Origin of the sequence: Thermus composti, assembly GCF_014647535.1 — a bacterium.
In the GTDB taxonomy this organism is placed as follows: domain Bacteria; phylum Deinococcota; class Deinococci; order Deinococcales; family Thermaceae; genus Thermus; species Thermus composti.
Genome location: NZ_BMPJ01000015.1, coordinates 1 through 13,730, shown reverse-complemented (window position 1 = coordinate 13,730; position 13,730 = coordinate 1). Strand labels below are relative to the sequence as shown.

Annotated in this window: 15 protein-coding genes; 7 read left to right on the top strand and 8 right to left on the bottom strand. The window is 67.5% G+C overall.

Going from position 1 to position 13,730, the window contains the following annotated elements; translation table 11 throughout:
• Positions 1 to 8: 8 nt before the first annotated feature.
• From IEX93_RS07150 to aceB, 4 genes are all read right to left on the bottom strand, one after another.
• Positions 9 to 1,292, bottom strand: coding sequence for a (Fe-S)-binding protein (locus tag IEX93_RS07150; RefSeq protein WP_188847534.1), 1,284 nt, complete (start codon positions 1,290 to 1,292; stop codon positions 9 to 11).
• A gap of 4 nt (positions 1,293 to 1,296) precedes the next feature.
• Positions 1,297 to 2,337, bottom strand: a complete 1,041-nt coding sequence (locus tag IEX93_RS07145; RefSeq protein ID WP_188847533.1) for an FAD-binding protein — start codon at positions 2,335 to 2,337, stop codon at positions 1,297 to 1,299.
• A complete protein-coding gene (locus IEX93_RS07140; RefSeq protein ID WP_188847532.1) occupies positions 2,330 to 3,706 on the bottom strand; it encodes an FAD-linked oxidase C-terminal domain-containing protein in 1,377 nt (458 codons plus the stop codon). Before IEX93_RS07140 ends, IEX93_RS07145 begins: the two co-directional genes overlap by 8 nt.
• A gap of 71 nt (positions 3,707 to 3,777) precedes the next feature.
• Entirely contained in the window at positions 3,778 to 5,340 is a 1,563-nt protein-coding gene (aceB, locus tag IEX93_RS07135; RefSeq protein ID WP_188847531.1) for a malate synthase A, read from the bottom strand.
• A gap of 98 nt (positions 5,341 to 5,438) precedes the next feature.
• Between aceB and IEX93_RS07130 the strand changes: the two genes are divergently transcribed.
• Genes IEX93_RS07130 through IEX93_RS07120 form a run of 3 tightly spaced genes read left to right on the top strand, consistent with a single transcriptional unit; the run spans position 5,439 to position 8,251 of the window.
• A complete protein-coding gene (locus IEX93_RS07130) occupies positions 5,439 to 6,197 on the top strand; it encodes an IclR family transcriptional regulator (RefSeq protein WP_188847530.1) in 759 nt (252 codons plus the stop codon).
• A gap of 42 nt (positions 6,198 to 6,239) precedes the next feature.
• Positions 6,240 to 6,938: a heat shock protein transcriptional repressor HspR, fused homodimer type gene (gene hspR, locus IEX93_RS07125; RefSeq protein WP_188847529.1), complete on the top strand. Its 699-nt coding sequence runs from the start codon at positions 6,240 to 6,242 to the stop codon at positions 6,936 to 6,938.
• Positions 6,935 to 8,251 (top strand): dipeptidase, encoded by a 1,317-nt coding sequence (locus IEX93_RS07120; RefSeq protein ID WP_188847528.1) that lies wholly within the window; start codon positions 6,935 to 6,937, stop codon positions 8,249 to 8,251. The genes hspR and IEX93_RS07120 overlap by 4 nt, the downstream gene beginning before the upstream one ends.
• Before the next feature lie 23 nt (positions 8,252 to 8,274).
• Here the strand turns inward: IEX93_RS07120 and IEX93_RS07115 are convergent, their stop codons facing one another.
• Complete coding sequence (locus tag IEX93_RS07115) at positions 8,275 to 9,003, bottom strand: 2-phosphosulfolactate phosphatase (protein ID WP_188847527.1); 729 nt, start codon at positions 9,001 to 9,003, stop codon at positions 8,275 to 8,277.
• Positions 9,004 to 9,012: 9 nt separating this feature from the next.
• Positions 9,013 to 9,663 (bottom strand): Crp/Fnr family transcriptional regulator, encoded by a 651-nt coding sequence (locus IEX93_RS07110; RefSeq protein ID WP_188847526.1) that lies wholly within the window; start codon positions 9,661 to 9,663, stop codon positions 9,013 to 9,015.
• Between the two features lie 48 nt (positions 9,664 to 9,711).
• Between IEX93_RS07110 and IEX93_RS07105 the strand changes: the two genes are divergently transcribed.
• The 4 genes from IEX93_RS07105 to IEX93_RS07090 are packed head-to-tail and all read left to right on the top strand — an operon-like array spanning position 9,712 to position 12,795.
• Entirely contained in the window at positions 9,712 to 10,341 is a 630-nt protein-coding gene (locus IEX93_RS07105; RefSeq protein WP_188847525.1) for an ABC transporter ATP-binding protein, read from the top strand.
• 14 nt (positions 10,342 to 10,355) lie between these two features.
• On the top strand, positions 10,356 to 11,063 hold the full coding sequence (locus IEX93_RS07100; RefSeq protein WP_188847524.1) for a phosphorylase family protein: 708 nt from the start codon (positions 10,356 to 10,358) through the stop codon (positions 11,061 to 11,063).
• A 3-nt stretch (positions 11,064 to 11,066) separates the two neighbouring features.
• Positions 11,067 to 11,876 carry an enoyl-CoA hydratase/isomerase family protein gene (locus tag IEX93_RS07095; RefSeq protein ID WP_188847523.1) on the top strand — a complete coding sequence of 270 codons (810 nt, stop codon included), beginning with the start codon at positions 11,067 to 11,069 and terminating at the stop codon, positions 11,874 to 11,876.
• A 43-nt stretch (positions 11,877 to 11,919) separates the two neighbouring features.
• Complete coding sequence (locus tag IEX93_RS07090; RefSeq protein ID WP_188847522.1) at positions 11,920 to 12,795, top strand: phosphohydrolase; 876 nt, start codon at positions 11,920 to 11,922, stop codon at positions 12,793 to 12,795.
• Between the two features lie 95 nt (positions 12,796 to 12,890).
• Here the strand turns inward: IEX93_RS07090 and IEX93_RS07085 are convergent, their stop codons facing one another.
• On the bottom strand, positions 12,891 to 13,328 hold the full coding sequence (locus IEX93_RS07085) for a DUF2267 domain-containing protein (protein WP_188847521.1): 438 nt from the start codon (positions 13,326 to 13,328) through the stop codon (positions 12,891 to 12,893).
• A 78-nt stretch (positions 13,329 to 13,406) separates the two neighbouring features.
• Positions 13,407 to 13,613 (bottom strand): dodecin, encoded by a 207-nt coding sequence (locus tag IEX93_RS07080; protein ID WP_188847520.1) that lies wholly within the window; start codon positions 13,611 to 13,613, stop codon positions 13,407 to 13,409.
• Positions 13,614 to 13,730: the final 117 nt, after the last annotated feature.

The following is a 13,730-nucleotide window of genomic DNA, read 5'->3' as shown; positions in this document are numbered from 1 at the left end:
TATGCATGTCAAGCTAAACCCTCCTCCAGGGCCTTGGGGTCTAAGGGGTCCTTCCCCGCGTAGAGGAGGGCCAGGAGTTCTGCGGTGTGGAGCACGGGAAGGTCCAGGTAAGCCTGGATCTGGGTGAGGCAGCCGATGTTGCCGGTGGCCACCAGCTCTGCTCCCGTGGCCTTCAGGTTTTCCGCCTTGCGGCGGCCTAGGGCCTCGGCGATCCCGGGCTGGAAGAGGTTGTAGGTGCCGGCGCTCCCGCAGCAGATTTCCCACTCCTTGGGCTCCAGCACCTCCACCCCCGCCGCCTTGAGAAGCCTTCTCGGGGCCTCCCGCACCCCTTGGGCGTGGGCCAGGTGGCAGGCGTCGTGGTAGGCCACCCGCAAGGGGGTTTTGGGAGGTGGGGGCGGGGTGAAGCCCAGCTCGTCCAGGAGGGCGGTGAGGTCCTTGACCTTGGCGGCGAGGGCTTTGGCCTCCTCTTCCTCCTTTTCCCCCAGGAAGAGGAGGGGGTACTCCTTCATCCCCGAGCCGCACCCGGCGGCGTTGGTCACCACGTAGTCCACGTCCCGGAAGGCCTTTAGGTTTTTCCGGGCGAGGGCCCTCGCCCCCTCCTTGTCCCCGGCATGGAGGTTTAAGGCCCCGCAGCAGGCCTGCTCCCGGGCCGCCACCACCTCGAGCCCGTTTTCCTGGAGGACCCTCAGGGTGGCCTGGTTGATGGAGGGGCGGAGGACCCGCTGGGCGCACCCCAAAAGGAGCCCCACCCGGGCCTTCCTTTCCCCTTTGGCGGGGTAGACCTCCTGGTAGGGGGCTTCCCGGGGCAGGCGGTCCGGGAGGAGGGCCAGGGGGGCTTTGAGGGGCTTGGGCAGGGGGAGGGGCTTGAGGAGGGGCTTGAGGCGGGTCCCAAGCTCCGCCAGGGGCCGGAAGCGCTCCGGGTAGGGGAGGGTGCGGAGGAGGCCTAGGCGGTAGGTCCTTTCCAAGGGGAAGCGGTGCCGTTTTCCCTCGCTCCAAAGGCGGAAGGTGGCGATGAGTTCCCCATAGGGGACGCCGCTTGGGCAGGCGGTGACGCAGGCCTGGCAGGCCAGGCAGCGGTCCAGGTAGGGAAGGGCCTCCTCCAGGGGGAGGCTACCTTCTAAGACCTCCTTCATGAGGAAGATCCGCCCCCTGGGGGAGTCCATCTCCTCTTGGAGGACCAGGTAGGTGGGGCAGGTGGGGAGGCAGAAGCCGCAGTGGACGCAGGCCTCTATGGCGTGGGCCATCACCTCCCCTTCCTTGCCCAGCTTGTCTAGGGGGATTTGGTGCTGCATGCTCTCACCCTAAGGGAAAGCGGCCCGAAGGGTCCAGGGCCTCTTTGACCTTGGCGAAGAAGGCCTCTGGGGGTGGGGGGAAGAGGGGGTCTTGGGCCCCCTTGAGGACCAGGTGGGGAAGGCCCGCCTGCCTCAGGGCCAAGAGGCCTTCCCCGTCCATCCCGGCGAAGAGGACCTCCCCCCCGTCCAGGTAGCGCCTAGGGCCCAAGGGGAGGGCCTCTAGTTGGGGGATCCTTTGGGGCTTGGCGGGGATTTTGGCCCAGATGGGGCTTCCCTCCAGGAAGCGGAGGTCCCGCACCGCCTCCCAGTGGGCCTCGTCCTCCTCCAGGACCTCCTTTTCCCCTTCAAGAAGGGCTTGAAGCCTTTCCAGCCGGGCCTTCACGCTTTGGGGGAAGCCCCCAAGCCGGATCTCCAGGGTGGCCGGGGGCACCAGGTCCAGGGCCAGGAGGTCCAAGGGGAGTAGCCTTAGGCGCCTAAGGGCCTCCAGGGCGGCCTCGAGGCCAGGAAGCCGCACCCGGAGGGTCTTGGTGCTTGGGGGAAAGGGGAAGACCTTGAAGGAAAGCTCCACCAAGACCCCAAGGCTTCCCAAGGCCCCCACCATGAGGCGGTGGAAGGGGAAGCCCGCGGCGTTTTTCACCACCTTTCCCCCGCCCCGCACCACCCTCCCCTCCCCGTCCACGAAGCGCACCCCCAAGAGGAAGTCCCTAAGCCCCCCGTAGCGGTGGCGCAAGGGCCCGGAAAGCCCCGCCGCCACCGTCCCCCCCAGGGTGGCCCCCCGGCCCTTCAAGGGCGGGTGGAAGGGGAGGTACTGGCCGTGGGCCTTCAGGGCCTCCTCCACCTCGGCGATGGGGGTCCCGGCCAAGGCGGTGAGGACGAACTCCTCGGGGTGGTACTCCAGGATGCCGGAAAGCCCCCCTAGCTCCAAGGGGACCTCCCCTTCCCGGGGTGTGGAGAGGGCGGGCTTGGTGCCTCCCCCTTTGGGCCGAAGCCGGGGGTAGGCCCTCACCGCCTCCACCACCTCGGCCAGGCGCCGCGCCTCAGGCATGGGCCACCTCCGGCAGGACCTTGCCCCGGTTGGCGAGGCCCTTGGGGTCCAGGGCCCTTTTGACCCGCTCCATGGCCTCGAGGTCCTCCGGGGCGAACATCTCCGGCATGTAGCCCTTCTTCTCCACCCCGATGCCGTGCTCCCCCGTTAGGGACCCCCCAAGGCGCACGCAAAGCTTTAGGATTTCTCCGGCCAGGGCCTCGGCTTTCTCCAGCTCCCCAGGCCGCTTCCCGTCGTAGAGGACCAGGGGGTGGAGGTTCCCGTCCCCGGCGTGGAAGACGTTGGCCACCCTAAGGCCGTACTCCCGGGAGAGGCGCTGGATCTCCCTTAAGGCCTCCCCAAGCCGGGAGCGGGGCACCACCCCGTCTTGCACCAGGTAGTCCGGGGAAAGCCGCCCCACGGCGCTAAAGGCCGCCTTCCTTCCCTTCCAGATGGCCTGGCGCTCGGCCTCGCTTCGCGCGACCCGGATCGTTAGGGCTCCGCTTTCCTCAAGGATCGCCTCCAGGACCTTGGCCTCCTCGGCCACCTCCTCCTTGGGGCCCTCCAGCTCCACGATGAGGAGCCCTTCCACCAGGGGGTAGCCCGCCTTCACCGCCTTCTCCGCGGCCTCTATGCTCAGGCGGTCCATGATCTCCATGGCCCCGGGGAGAAGCCCCTTGCGGATGATGAGGCTCACCGCCTCCCCCGCCTTCTCCAGGCTCTCGTAGGCGGCGAGGACCGTGTGGTAGGCCTCGGGTTTGGGGAGAAGCCTTAGGGTGATCTCCACCGCCACCCCCAAAAGCCCCTCCGTGCCCACGAAGAAGCCGTGGAGGTCGGGGCCCACGCCCTCCAGGCTCTCCCCCCCAAGGCGCACCACCTCCCCCGTGGGGGTGACCACCTCGAGGCCCAGGACGTGGTTCGCCGTCATCCCGTACTTCAGGCAGTGGGCCCCCCCGGAGTTGAAGGCCACGTTGCCCCCGAGGGTGGAGACGGGCTGGCTGGAGGGGTCCGGGGCGTAGTAGAGGCCGAAGGGGGCCGCCTGGCGGGAGACCTCCAGGTTCACCACCCCGGGCTCCACCACGGCGATCCTGGCCTCGGGGTCTAGCCTTAGGATCCGGTTCATCCGGTTTAGGGCGAGGACGATCCCCCCCTCCACGGGCAAGGACCCCCCGCTTAGGCTCGTCCCGCTCCCCCGGGCCACGAAGGGGACGCCGTACCGGTGGCAAAGCCGCACCACCCCGATGACCTCTTCCTTCCTTTCGGGCAGGACCACCGCCAAAGGCCGTTTGCGGTAGGCGGTGAGGGCGTCGGACTCGTAGGGGGCAAGCTCCGCCTCCCTTGTGAGGACCCTTCCGGGAAGAAGGGCCTTGAGCTCCTCTAAAAACCCCACGCTTTCCCTCCTTTCCCCCTCACTTTAGGGCAAAAGGCGGGGGAAGTCCCCCGCCCTTCCCTTCCTTGGCCCTAGTCAATGTAGTCGTAGGCCACCAAGGTCAGGAACTCAATGAACTCCTCGGAGAGGACGAGCCGGTCCAGGATCTCCTCCGCCTCCTTGTAGCGGCCCACCTCCCTACCCCCAAGCTTTTGGAGCTCCTCCTCCTTGACCTTTTGGTAGAGCTCGGGGGTGATGGTGCGGCCGTCTTCCAGCTTGGCCTCCCGGTGGATCCACTGCCAAAGCTGGGCCCGGCTGATCTCGGCGGTGGCGGCGTCCTCCATGAGGTTGAAGATGGCGGCGGCCCCGTTGCCCAAAAGCCACTGGTTCAGGTACTGGAGGGCCACGGAGATGTTGTTCCGGAGGCCTGCCTCCGTCACCTTCCCGCCGGGGACCTCAAAGTTCAGGAGGTCTTGGGCGCTCACCTGGACGTCCTCCCGCTTCACGTGCTTCTGGTGGGGCTTGTCCCCCAGGTAGCGGTCAAAGACCTCCATCGCCACGGGCACCAGGTCGGGGTGGGCCACCCAGGTGCCGTCAAAGCCCTGGGAGGCCTCCCGTTCCTTGTCGGCCCGCACCTGCTGGAAGGCCCTCTCGTTCACCTCCGGATCCTTGCGGCTAGGGATGAAGGCGGCCATGCCCCCGATGGCGTGGGCCTCGTGGATGTGGCAGGACTTCACCAGAAGCTCGGTGTAGGCCTTCATGAAGGGCACGGTCATGGTCACCTGGGCCCGGTCGGGGAAGATGGGGGCGGTGGTGGCGAACTTCTTGATGCAGCTGAAGATGTAGTCCCAGCGGCCGGCGTTGAGCCCGGCGGCGTGCTCTTTCAGCTCGTAGAGGATCTCCTCCATTTCAAAGGCCGCCAGGATGGTCTCAATGAGGACCGTGGCCCGGATGGTGCCCCGGGGGATCTTCAGGTAGTCCTGGGCGAAGTTGAAGACCTCGTTCCAGAGGCGGGCCTCCAGGTGGCTTTCCATCTTGGGGAGGTAGAAGTAGGGCCCGCTTCCCCGCTTTAGGAGCTCGTGGGCGTTGTGGAAGAAGTAGAGGCCGAAGTCAAAGAGGCTCGCCGAGATGGGCTCCCCGTCCACGTAGACGTGCTTTTCCACCAGGTGCCAGCCCCTGGGGCGCACCACCAGGGTGGCGGTCTTTTCCTTGAGCTTGTACGCCTTCCCCTCGGGGGAGACGAAGTCAATCTGGCGGCGGACGGCGTCTATGAGGTTTTTCTGCCCCTGGATGACGTTGTCCCAGGTGGGGGAGAGGGCGTCCTCAAAGTCCGCCATGAAGACCTTGGCCCCGGAGTTTAAGGCGTTGATGATCATCTTCCGGTCCACGGGGCCCGTGATCTCCACCCGGCGGTCCAAAAGGTCCGGGGGGGCTTCCGCCACCTTCCAGTCCCCGCCCCGGACGAAGGCGGTCTCCTGGAGGAAGTCCGGCTTCTCCCCGGCCTTGTACTGCTCCCAAAGCTCCTTGCGCCGTTCCAGGAGGGCCTTGCGCACCGGGTTGAACTCCCGGTGGAGGGCCACCACGAACCTCAGGGCCTCCTCCGTCAGGACCTCCTTGAGGAGGGGGTGGTCTTTGCGGATCTCCACGCCCTTCATGGTGGTCCGAGCTTACGGGAGGCGGGGCGGGATTGTCAAGAAGCAGAAAGGTTTTTTGTATGTTGAAAAACTAGGCCGTCCCCGCTAGGCTAAAGGGCATGGCGCGTCCTCGGGAGAAGCCACCCCAGGCGGTGAAGACCCTGGAAAGGGGGCTTCGGGTCCTCGAGGCCCTGGCCCAGGCGGGGGAAAGCCCCTTGGGCCCCTTGGCCGAGCGGGTGGGCCTTTCCAAGAGCACCCTCTACCGCCTCCTCAGGGCCCTGGCCCAGGCGGGCTTCGTGGAGGAGGAGGACGGGGTCTACCGGGTGGGGCCCAGGGCCTTTGCCGTGGGCCAGGCCTACCCCAAGCGTTCGCTTTCCCAGGCGGTCCGCCCCGAGATGGAGGCCTTGGCCAGGGAGACGGGGGAGAGCGTGAACCTGGCGGTGCCCCTGGGGCGGGAGGCCCTCTACCTGGACCAGGCGGAGGGGACGAAGCTCGTCCGCCTCTTCACCGCCCCCGGCTCCCGGACCCCCCTCCACGCCACCGGGGTGGGGAAGGTCTTCCTGGCCTACCTGGGGGTGCCCGAGGGGCTTAGCCTCACCCCCTACACCCCCCACACCCTCACCCGGCTTCCCGACCTCCTTCGGGAGCTTGAGGAGGTGCGCGGCCGGGGCTACGCCCTGGACAACGAGGAGAAGGAACTCGGGGTGCGGTGCGTGGCCGCCCCCGTCTTCGGGCCCACGGGGGAGGTGGTGGCGGCCCTCTCCCTCTCCGCCCCCTCAAGCCGCCTCTCCCTGGAGGAGGCCCACCGCCTGGCCTCCCGGGTGGTGGAGGCAGCGCGGAAAGCTTCCTTGCGCCTGGGGTTCGCAGGGGGGGTATAATGAAAAATGGTAGGTGGGCTTAGCGGGAGGAGCTTAGGGCCTATGGACAAGGACCGTCCCGTGTACGTGATCAGTGTGGCGGCGGAGCTTGTGGAGATGCACCCGCAGACGCTAAGGCTTTACGAGAGGAAGGGTTTGATCAAGCCGAAGCGGTCTAGCGGGAAGACGAGGCTTTACTCGGAGCGGGACATTGAGAAGCTTAGGGAGATCCGCCGTCTGACGCAGGAGCTAGGGGTGAACCTGGCGGGGGTGGAGGAGATCATGCGGCTTCGCGCGGAGCTCGAGGCCCTCCAGGCCCGCTTTGAACAGGAGGTGGCCCGGCTTAAGCGGGAGCTTGGCGACCGTTTCCAAGAGCTTGAGCGCAAGGCCCTCCCGCCCCCCAAGGAGGCGGAGAAACCCTCCCCCAAGGACCGCCCCGTCTACGTGATCAGCGTGGCGGCGGAGCTTGTGGAGATGCACCCGCAGACGCTAAGGCTTTACGAGAGGAAGGGTTTGATCAAGCCGAAGCGGTCTAGCGGGAAGACGAGGCTTTACTCGGAGCGGGACATTGAGAAGCTTAGGGAGATCCGCCGCCTGACGCAGGAGCTAGGGGTGAACCTAGCAGGGGTGGAGGAGATCATGCGGCTTCGCGCGGAGCTGGAGGCCTTGCAGGCCCGCTTTGAGGCCGAGGTCACCCGGCTTAAGCTCCTCCTTCTGGAAGAGGGCAAGGCCCTGGCGGAAGAGGGTAGCATGGGGGCATGAAGGTCTTAGAGCCCCTACTGGAGTTTCTGTCCATCCCCTCGGTCTCCACCGACCCCGCCCGCAAAGGCGAGGTGCGCCGGGCGGCCCTTTGGCTTGGGGAAAGGCTCAAGGCCCTGGGCTTCGCCACCGAGCTCCACGAGACCCCCCTTCACCCCATCCTCTACGCGGAAAGGATCGTGGAGGAGGGGGCCCCCACGGTCCTGGTCTACGGCCACTACGATGTCCAGCCGGAAGACCCCCTGGAGCTTTGGGAGACCCCGCCCTTTGCCCCGGTGGTGAAGGACGGGCGGCTTTACGCCCGGGGGGCCTCCGACGACAAGGGGCAGCTTTGGGCCCACGTGGCGGCTTTGGAGGGCCTTTCCGCCCGGGTGAACGTGAAGTTTTTAGTGGAGGGGGAGGAGGAGATCGGAAGCCCCCACCTTCCCGCCTTCGTGCGGGAAAACCGGGAGAAGCTCCGGGCGGACGTGGTCCTCATCTCCGACGGGGCCATGTTCGCCCCCCACACCCCCACCCTCACCTACGGCCTAAGGGGGCTTTGCTACCTGGAGGTGCACCTTAAGGGGGCGAGGCGGGACCTGCACTCGGGGGCCTTCGGGGGCGTGGCCCCGAACCCCATCCAGGCCCTGGGGTGGCTCCTCGCCCGGCTCAAGGACGAGAGGACGGGGAAGATCCTGATCCCGGGCTTTTACGAGGGGGTGCGCCCTCCCTCGGAGGAGGAAAGGAGGCTTTGGCCCTCCTTGGACGAGGAGGCCTTGAAGCGGGAGCTTGGGGTGGAGGTCCTGCCGGGGGAAGAGGGCTATTCCCCTCTGGAAAGGCTTTGGGCCCGGCCCACCCTGGACCCCAACGGCATCTGGGGCGGCTACCAGGGAGAGGGCTCCAAGACGGTGATCCCCGCCGAGGCGGGGATGAAGCTTTCCATGCGCCTGGTGCCGGACCAGGACCCGGAGGCGGTGGCAGACCTGGCGGAGGCCTACCTGAAGGCCCTCTGCCCTCCCGGCTATCAGCTTGCGGTGAAAAGGCTCCACGGGGGGAAGCCCGTCCTCACCGATCCCCATAGCCCCCCCATGCGCCTCATGGCCCGGGCCTTGGAGGAGGTCTGGGGGAGGCCTCCCGTTTACACCCGGGAGGGGGGGACGATCCCCGTGGTGGCCGAGCTCAAGGAGGCCCTGGGGGTCCCCATCGTCCTTTTGGGCCTGGGCCTTCCCGACGACAACCTCCACGCCCCCAACGAGAAGCTGGACCTGGTCAACCTGGAAAAGGGGATCGCCGCCATCCGGCGCTTCCACGAGCTTTTGGCCCAAGAAGGCCTCTAAGTACCCCGAGGGGGTCTCTCGGATTAGGTCTGGCCGGGCAGGGCCCGCTTGAAGACCAAGGCCGCCCCCACCCGTCCCGAGAGGAGGGGGACGGTGGGGGCCTTGGCCACCTGGGCGCAGAAGGGGATGTCGGCCTCGAGGCCCACTCCCTTCAGGGCCAAGGCGGCGGCGGAAAGGCTTAAGGCTTCCAAGGGGTCCTGGTAGGCCCGCTTCACCGCCAGGGCGATCCGGGCCCCGTCCTCGGGCTCCACCTCTCCCAAAAACCCCAGGTACTCCGCCAGGACCCCGGCGGTGTAGAGGTCGTCCAGGCCCGCCCGCCCCTCCTTCCCGGCGCAGAGGATGGCCACCTCCTCCGTGGCCAGCTCCCTCGCCAGGCGGGCGGCGGCGTGGGCGTTGTAAAGGGAGGCCAAGAGGACGTGTTTGGCGCTCCGGGCGGCCAGGTGGGCGGCCTTGGTGCCGTTGGTGGTGCTCATCACCACGATCTTCCCCCCCACCGGGGCCTCGAGGGCCTCCCTGGGGGAGTTCCCCAGGTCAAACCCCGCCGGTCTAAGCCCTCCCACCTCCCCGGCCAGGACCACGTCCTCGTCCTTGAAGGCCTTGGCGGTCTCCAGGTCCGCCACCCAGTAAAGGGCCTCCGCCCCCGCCTCCAAAAAGCAGGCGGCGGTGGTGGTGGCCCGGATCACGTCCACCACCAACACCACATCGGGGTAGGCCGCTTCCGCCGTGGGTAAGAGGTCAACGCGCAGACGCACCCTTCCTCCTTACAGCAGCCCGAAGGCCACCTCCTCCAGGAGGGCCGGGTTTCCCACCCATACCCTTCCCGGGGCCAGGTTTACGATCCCAAGCCTTTGGAGCTCGTGGAGGACCCGGGTCACGGTCTCCCGGCTCGCTCCCGCCAAGGCGGCCAGGTCCTGGTGCCTAAGGGCCAGTTCGGGTCCCAAGCCCTGCTTGAGGAGCTTCAAGAGGGCGTAGGCCACCCGGCTTTGCGCCTCCTCAAAGGCCAGGAGGTCCATTTCCAGGTTGGCTTCCCTTAGGCGCTGGGCCAGGATCCGGGCCAGGTTGTGCCCCACCAGGGGAAGGCGCTGGAGGAGGGCGAGGTAGGCCTCCCGGTAGAGGGCCAAAAGGAGGCTATCCTCCTCGGCGACGGCGCTGGCGCTCCTTTCCCCTTCCTCCAGAAGGGCCATCTCCCCGAACACCCCCCCAGGGCCCATGAAGCCTAGGGTCCGTTCCTGCCCTCCTAGGTGGAGGCGGTAGAGCCGGATGCGGCCTTGGGCCACCAAGTAGAGGGCCTGGCCCAGGTCCCCCTGCTGAAAGACGAGCCGTCCCTTGGCCAGGGGCCTTTCCTGGAAGTAGGAAAGGGCCAACCGGACCTCCTCTGGCCTCAAGCCTTGGAACAGGGGGGAGGGCACCATCGGTTTAACTCTAACCTAACCTTCATCTTCTGCCTAGACCATGAGAGGATGCGGCCGGTGCTGGAGGCCAGGGACCTGGGCTTCGCTTACGCCAACAGCCCCCTCTTTCGGGGGCTTTCCTTCGCCTTGGGGCCGGGGGAGGCCTTGGCCGTCCTGGGCCCCTCAGGAAGCGGCAAGACCACGTTGCTTCACCTTTTGGCGGGGCTTCTGCCCTTGCAGGAGGGGGAGGTGTTCTGGGAGGGGAGGCCCATCCGGGGCCTTGGGGAGGGGGCCTTGGCCCGGCTCCGCCTGGGCTTCGTGGGCTTCGTCTTCCAGCACCACTTCCTCTTCCCCGAGCTCACCGCTTTGGAAAACGTCCTGGCCCCGGGGTACCTCCTGGGCCGGGTGGACCGAAGGTGGGCCCTTTCCCTTCTGGCGCGGCTTGGGCTTGAGGAAAGGGCCCACTTCCTCCCCCAGCGGCTTTCCGGGGGGGAGAGGCAGCGGGTGGCGGTGGCCCGGGCCCTTTACCCGAGGCCACGGCTTCTCCTGGCGGACGAGCCCACGGCGAGCCTGGACCGCCGCCAGGCCCGGGAGGTTTTGGGCCTTTTCCTGGGCCTTGCCCGGGAGGTGGGGGCGGCTCTCCTCCTCGCCACCCACGACGAGGCCTTGGTGGAAGGCCTTCCGGCCCTCAGGCTGTAGTATCCTTAGACGGTATGAGTCCCATCCACGTGCGGGCTAGGCCGGGGGACGTGGCGGAAAGGGTCCTCCTTCCCGGGGACCCGGGGCGGGCGGAGTGGATCGCCCAGAACTTCCTGGAGGAGCCCGTCCGCTACAACACCCACCGGGGGCTTTGGGGGTACACGGGGCGGTACAAGGGGGTGCCCGTCTCCGTCCAGACCACGGGGATGGGGGCCCCTTCGGCCAGCATCGTGGCCGAGGAGCTGATCCGGCTTGGGGCCCGGGTCCTCCTCCGGGTGGGCACCTGCGGGGCGGTGGACGAGGCCTTGGCCCCGGGCGATTTGGTCATCGCCCAAGGGGCGGTGCCCCTGGACGGGGCCACCCGCCAGTACCTGGGGGGGCTTCCCTACGCCCCCGTGCCCGATCCCCTGCTTTTCCGCGCCCTTTGGGCCCAGGCCGAGGCCAAGGGCTACCCCCACCACGTGGGGCTCATCGCCACCGAGGACGCTTTTTACGCCACCACCCCCGAGGAGGCCCGCAAGTGGGCCCGCTTTGGGGTCTTGGCCTTTGAGATGGAGGCTAGCGCCCTCTTCCTCCTGGGAAGGATGCGGGGAGTGCGGGCGGGGGCCCTTCTTGTCGTTTCCAACCAGATCGGGGCTTCGGAGCTTTACCCGCAGGAGGTGCTCCAGGAGGGGATACGGCGTATGGTGGAGGTGGCCCTCGAGGCCGTCCTGGAGGTTTGAACCATGGAGCACGAGCACGAGTTCGTCCTGGAGATCCCGGAGTTTCAGCACCTGGCTTACGAGGTGGAGGAGGGCATCGCCCTAGTCACCCTGAAGCGCCCCGAGGCCTTGAACGCCCTGTCCCGGGAGGTCTTGGAGGAGCTCGCCCAGGTGGCCGAGGTGATCGCCCAAGACCCCGAGGCCCGGGTGGCCATCTTCCGGGGCGAGGGGCGGGCCTTCGCCGCCGGGGCGGACCTTAAGGAGATCGCTGCCCTGAAGGACCCCTTCACCGCCCGGGAGTACGCCCTTTTGGGCCAGCAGGTCTTTGCCGAGATCGCCGCCCTGCCCATCCCCACCATCGCCGCCATCCACGGCTACGCTCTGGGCGGGGGGCTAGAGCTCGCCCTGGCCTGCGACCTCAGGGTGGCGGCCAAGGGGGCCAAGCTGGGCCTGCCTGAGGTGGGGCTTGGCCTCATCCCCGGCTTCGGGGGCACCCAGCGCCTGCCCCGCCTCATCGGCCGGGGGCGGGCCTTGGACCTGATCTTCACCGGGCGGCACGTGGACGCGGAGGAGGCCCTCATGCTGGGACTGGTGAACCGGGTGGGGGAGGACGCCCTGGAGGAGGCCAAGAAGCTCGCCCAGAAGATCCTGAAAAACGCCCCCATCGCCCTGGCCCTGGCCAAGGAGAGCGTGGTGCGGGGGGAGGGGCTGGACCTGGCCGAGGCCTTGGAGATTGAGGCCGACCTCTTCGGCTACGCCGCCGCCACGGAGGACATGAAGGAGGGGGTGCGGGCCTTCCTGGAGAAGCGGCCGCCGGTGTTCAAGGGGGAGTGAGGTTCCTTTTTCTTTCCGGCCCTGGGGTAAGGTGAGGGTGCCCATGACGGGAGAACGCGTGGTCCACGTAGCCAGTCCCAAGGCCAAGCTCTACGCCGAGGCCGACCAGGCCATCCGCGAGCGGCTTAAGGCCTTCCCCAAGGCCCTCAAGGCCTACGAGCTCCTCGTCCAGGACCCGGAGGCCCGCGCCGGTTGGAACATGGCCAACTACATCACCATGCGCAAGCTGGGCTACAACGACCACGGCCGGGTCCACGCCCTCCTCACCGGGGCGGCCAGCGTGGCCATCCTCCAGCTTTTGGCCGAAGCAGGGGTGCGGCTGGACACCCTGGAGTCGGGGGCCGGGGATCTGGAGGACGCCCACGTGGTGGTCCTCCTTTCCACCATGCTCCACGACCTGGGCAACCAGGTGCACCGGGAGGGGCACGAGGCCTTTGGGGTCGCCCTGGCCCTCCCCATCCTGAACCGCATCCTGGACAAGCTCTACCCCGATCCCGAGCAGCGCACCGCCCTCAGGGCCCTGATGCTTCACAGCATTTATAGCCACGACCTCTCCCCGGAGCCCTTGACCATTGAGGCGGGGATCACCGCCGTGGCGGACGGGACCGACATCACCAAGGGCCGGGGCAGGAAGGCCTTCGCCCTGGGGAGTATAGACATCCACTCCATCAGCGCCTTGGCGGTGGACGAGGTGCGGATCCTCAAGGGGGAGAAGGTGCCGGTGGAGATCCAGGTCACCATGAACAACTCCGCCGGCATCTTCCAGGTGGAGGAGACCCTGACCAAGAAAGTTCTGAGGAGCCCTTTGCGCCCCTACGTCACCGTGGTGGCCATGACGGAGCCAGGGGGGAACCAGGACCAGCGCATCGTCCACCGGGTGCGCCTCCACGAGACGGAGGACCGCTTCGTCCTGGACTAAGTGCCCCACCGTGTTCGCCACGGTGGGGGCCCCAAAGAGGGTATGCGCATGATCTAGGGCACGGGCTCGGTGTGGAAAGCTTAAGGGGTGGGCGCTTAGCCTTGGGGCCAGAGGGCGCGCAGCTCCTTGGGCAGGAGGCCCAGGATGTCCTCTAGCTCCCCTTGGGAGATCTCCCGGGAAAGGACCTTGAAGACAGCCCTTACTGCGGCCTCCGGGTCCACGGCGGGGCCGGAAGGGGTCTTGAGCTCCTGGGCCACATGGGCCAGGAAGGCCTCCTTGTGCCGCTCCTTCAGGGGCTTGCCCGTGGGGTCCCAGCCCTCGTAGTAGAGGCCCCGGATCAGCATGGGAAGCTGCGCCCCCAGCTGGGCCACCTCCTCCACGGTGAGCCGGTCGCGCAGGGCGTGGAGCACCGCCCTCAGGGCCATGTAGGCCTTGTGGCGGTCCTCGGTGCCCAGCTCCTCCATGATGGCCTTGAGCCAGGCGTGGGTCTTGTGGAGGGTCCGGTCAAAGACCTCCAGCCCGGTGGCGCTCATAGGCTTCACCTCCCATTTTCAGGGTAGGAGTCTGAGCCCAATGTTGTCAAGCCTATTGCTTGTTTTGGAGAAGTTTACCTACTCCTCTAAGCGGAACCCCACCTCCAGGACCACCTGGTACTCCTTCACCCCACCCTCGCCGACGGTGCCCCGGATCTCCTTCACCTCAAACCAGTCCAGGTGGCGCAGGGTCTTCTGCGCCCGCGCCAGCGCGGTCTGGATGGCGGCCTCGAGGCCCTCCTCGCTCGTACCCACCAGCTCCACCTTCTTGTAGACCTTGCCCATAGGTCCATCCTACCGCTTGGGCTGGACCTCCCGGGTGAGTTCCCGCTTCAGGATCTTCCCCACGCTGGACTTGGGGAGGCTTTCCCGGAACTGGATGATGCGGGGCACCTTGTAGGC

Bases quoted from the DNA above. Each gene is read 5' to 3' on its own strand.
- IEX93_RS07150 (WP_188847534.1), bottom strand. From the start codon at position 1,292: ATGCAGCACCAAATCCCCCTAGACAAGCTGGGCAAGGAAGGGGAGGTG.
- IEX93_RS07145 (WP_188847533.1), bottom strand. From the start codon at position 2,337: ATGCCTGAGGCGCGGCGCCTGGCCGAGGTGGTGGAGGCGGTGAGGGCC.
- aceB (WP_188847531.1), bottom strand. From the start codon at position 5,340: ATGAAGGGCGTGGAGATCCGCAAAGACCACCCCCTCCTCAAGGAGGTC.
- IEX93_RS07130 (WP_188847530.1), top strand. From the start codon at position 5,439: ATGGCGCGTCCTCGGGAGAAGCCACCCCAGGCGGTGAAGACCCTGGAA.
- hspR (WP_188847529.1), top strand. From the start codon at position 6,240: ATGGACAAGGACCGTCCCGTGTACGTGATCAGTGTGGCGGCGGAGCTT.
- IEX93_RS07120 (WP_188847528.1), top strand. From the start codon at position 6,935: ATGAAGGTCTTAGAGCCCCTACTGGAGTTTCTGTCCATCCCCTCGGTC.
- IEX93_RS07110 (WP_188847526.1), bottom strand. From the start codon at position 9,663: ATGGTGCCCTCCCCCCTGTTCCAAGGCTTGAGGCCAGAGGAGGTCCGG.
- IEX93_RS07105 (WP_188847525.1), top strand. From the start codon at position 9,712: ATGCGGCCGGTGCTGGAGGCCAGGGACCTGGGCTTCGCTTACGCCAAC.
- IEX93_RS07100 (WP_188847524.1), top strand. From the start codon at position 10,356: ATGAGTCCCATCCACGTGCGGGCTAGGCCGGGGGACGTGGCGGAAAGG.
- IEX93_RS07095 (WP_188847523.1), top strand. From the start codon at position 11,067: ATGGAGCACGAGCACGAGTTCGTCCTGGAGATCCCGGAGTTTCAGCAC.
- IEX93_RS07090 (WP_188847522.1), top strand. From the start codon at position 11,920: ATGACGGGAGAACGCGTGGTCCACGTAGCCAGTCCCAAGGCCAAGCTC.
- IEX93_RS07085 (WP_188847521.1), bottom strand. From the start codon at position 13,328: ATGAGCGCCACCGGGCTGGAGGTCTTTGACCGGACCCTCCACAAGACC.
- IEX93_RS07080 (WP_188847520.1), bottom strand. From the start codon at position 13,613: ATGGGCAAGGTCTACAAGAAGGTGGAGCTGGTGGGTACGAGCGAGGAG.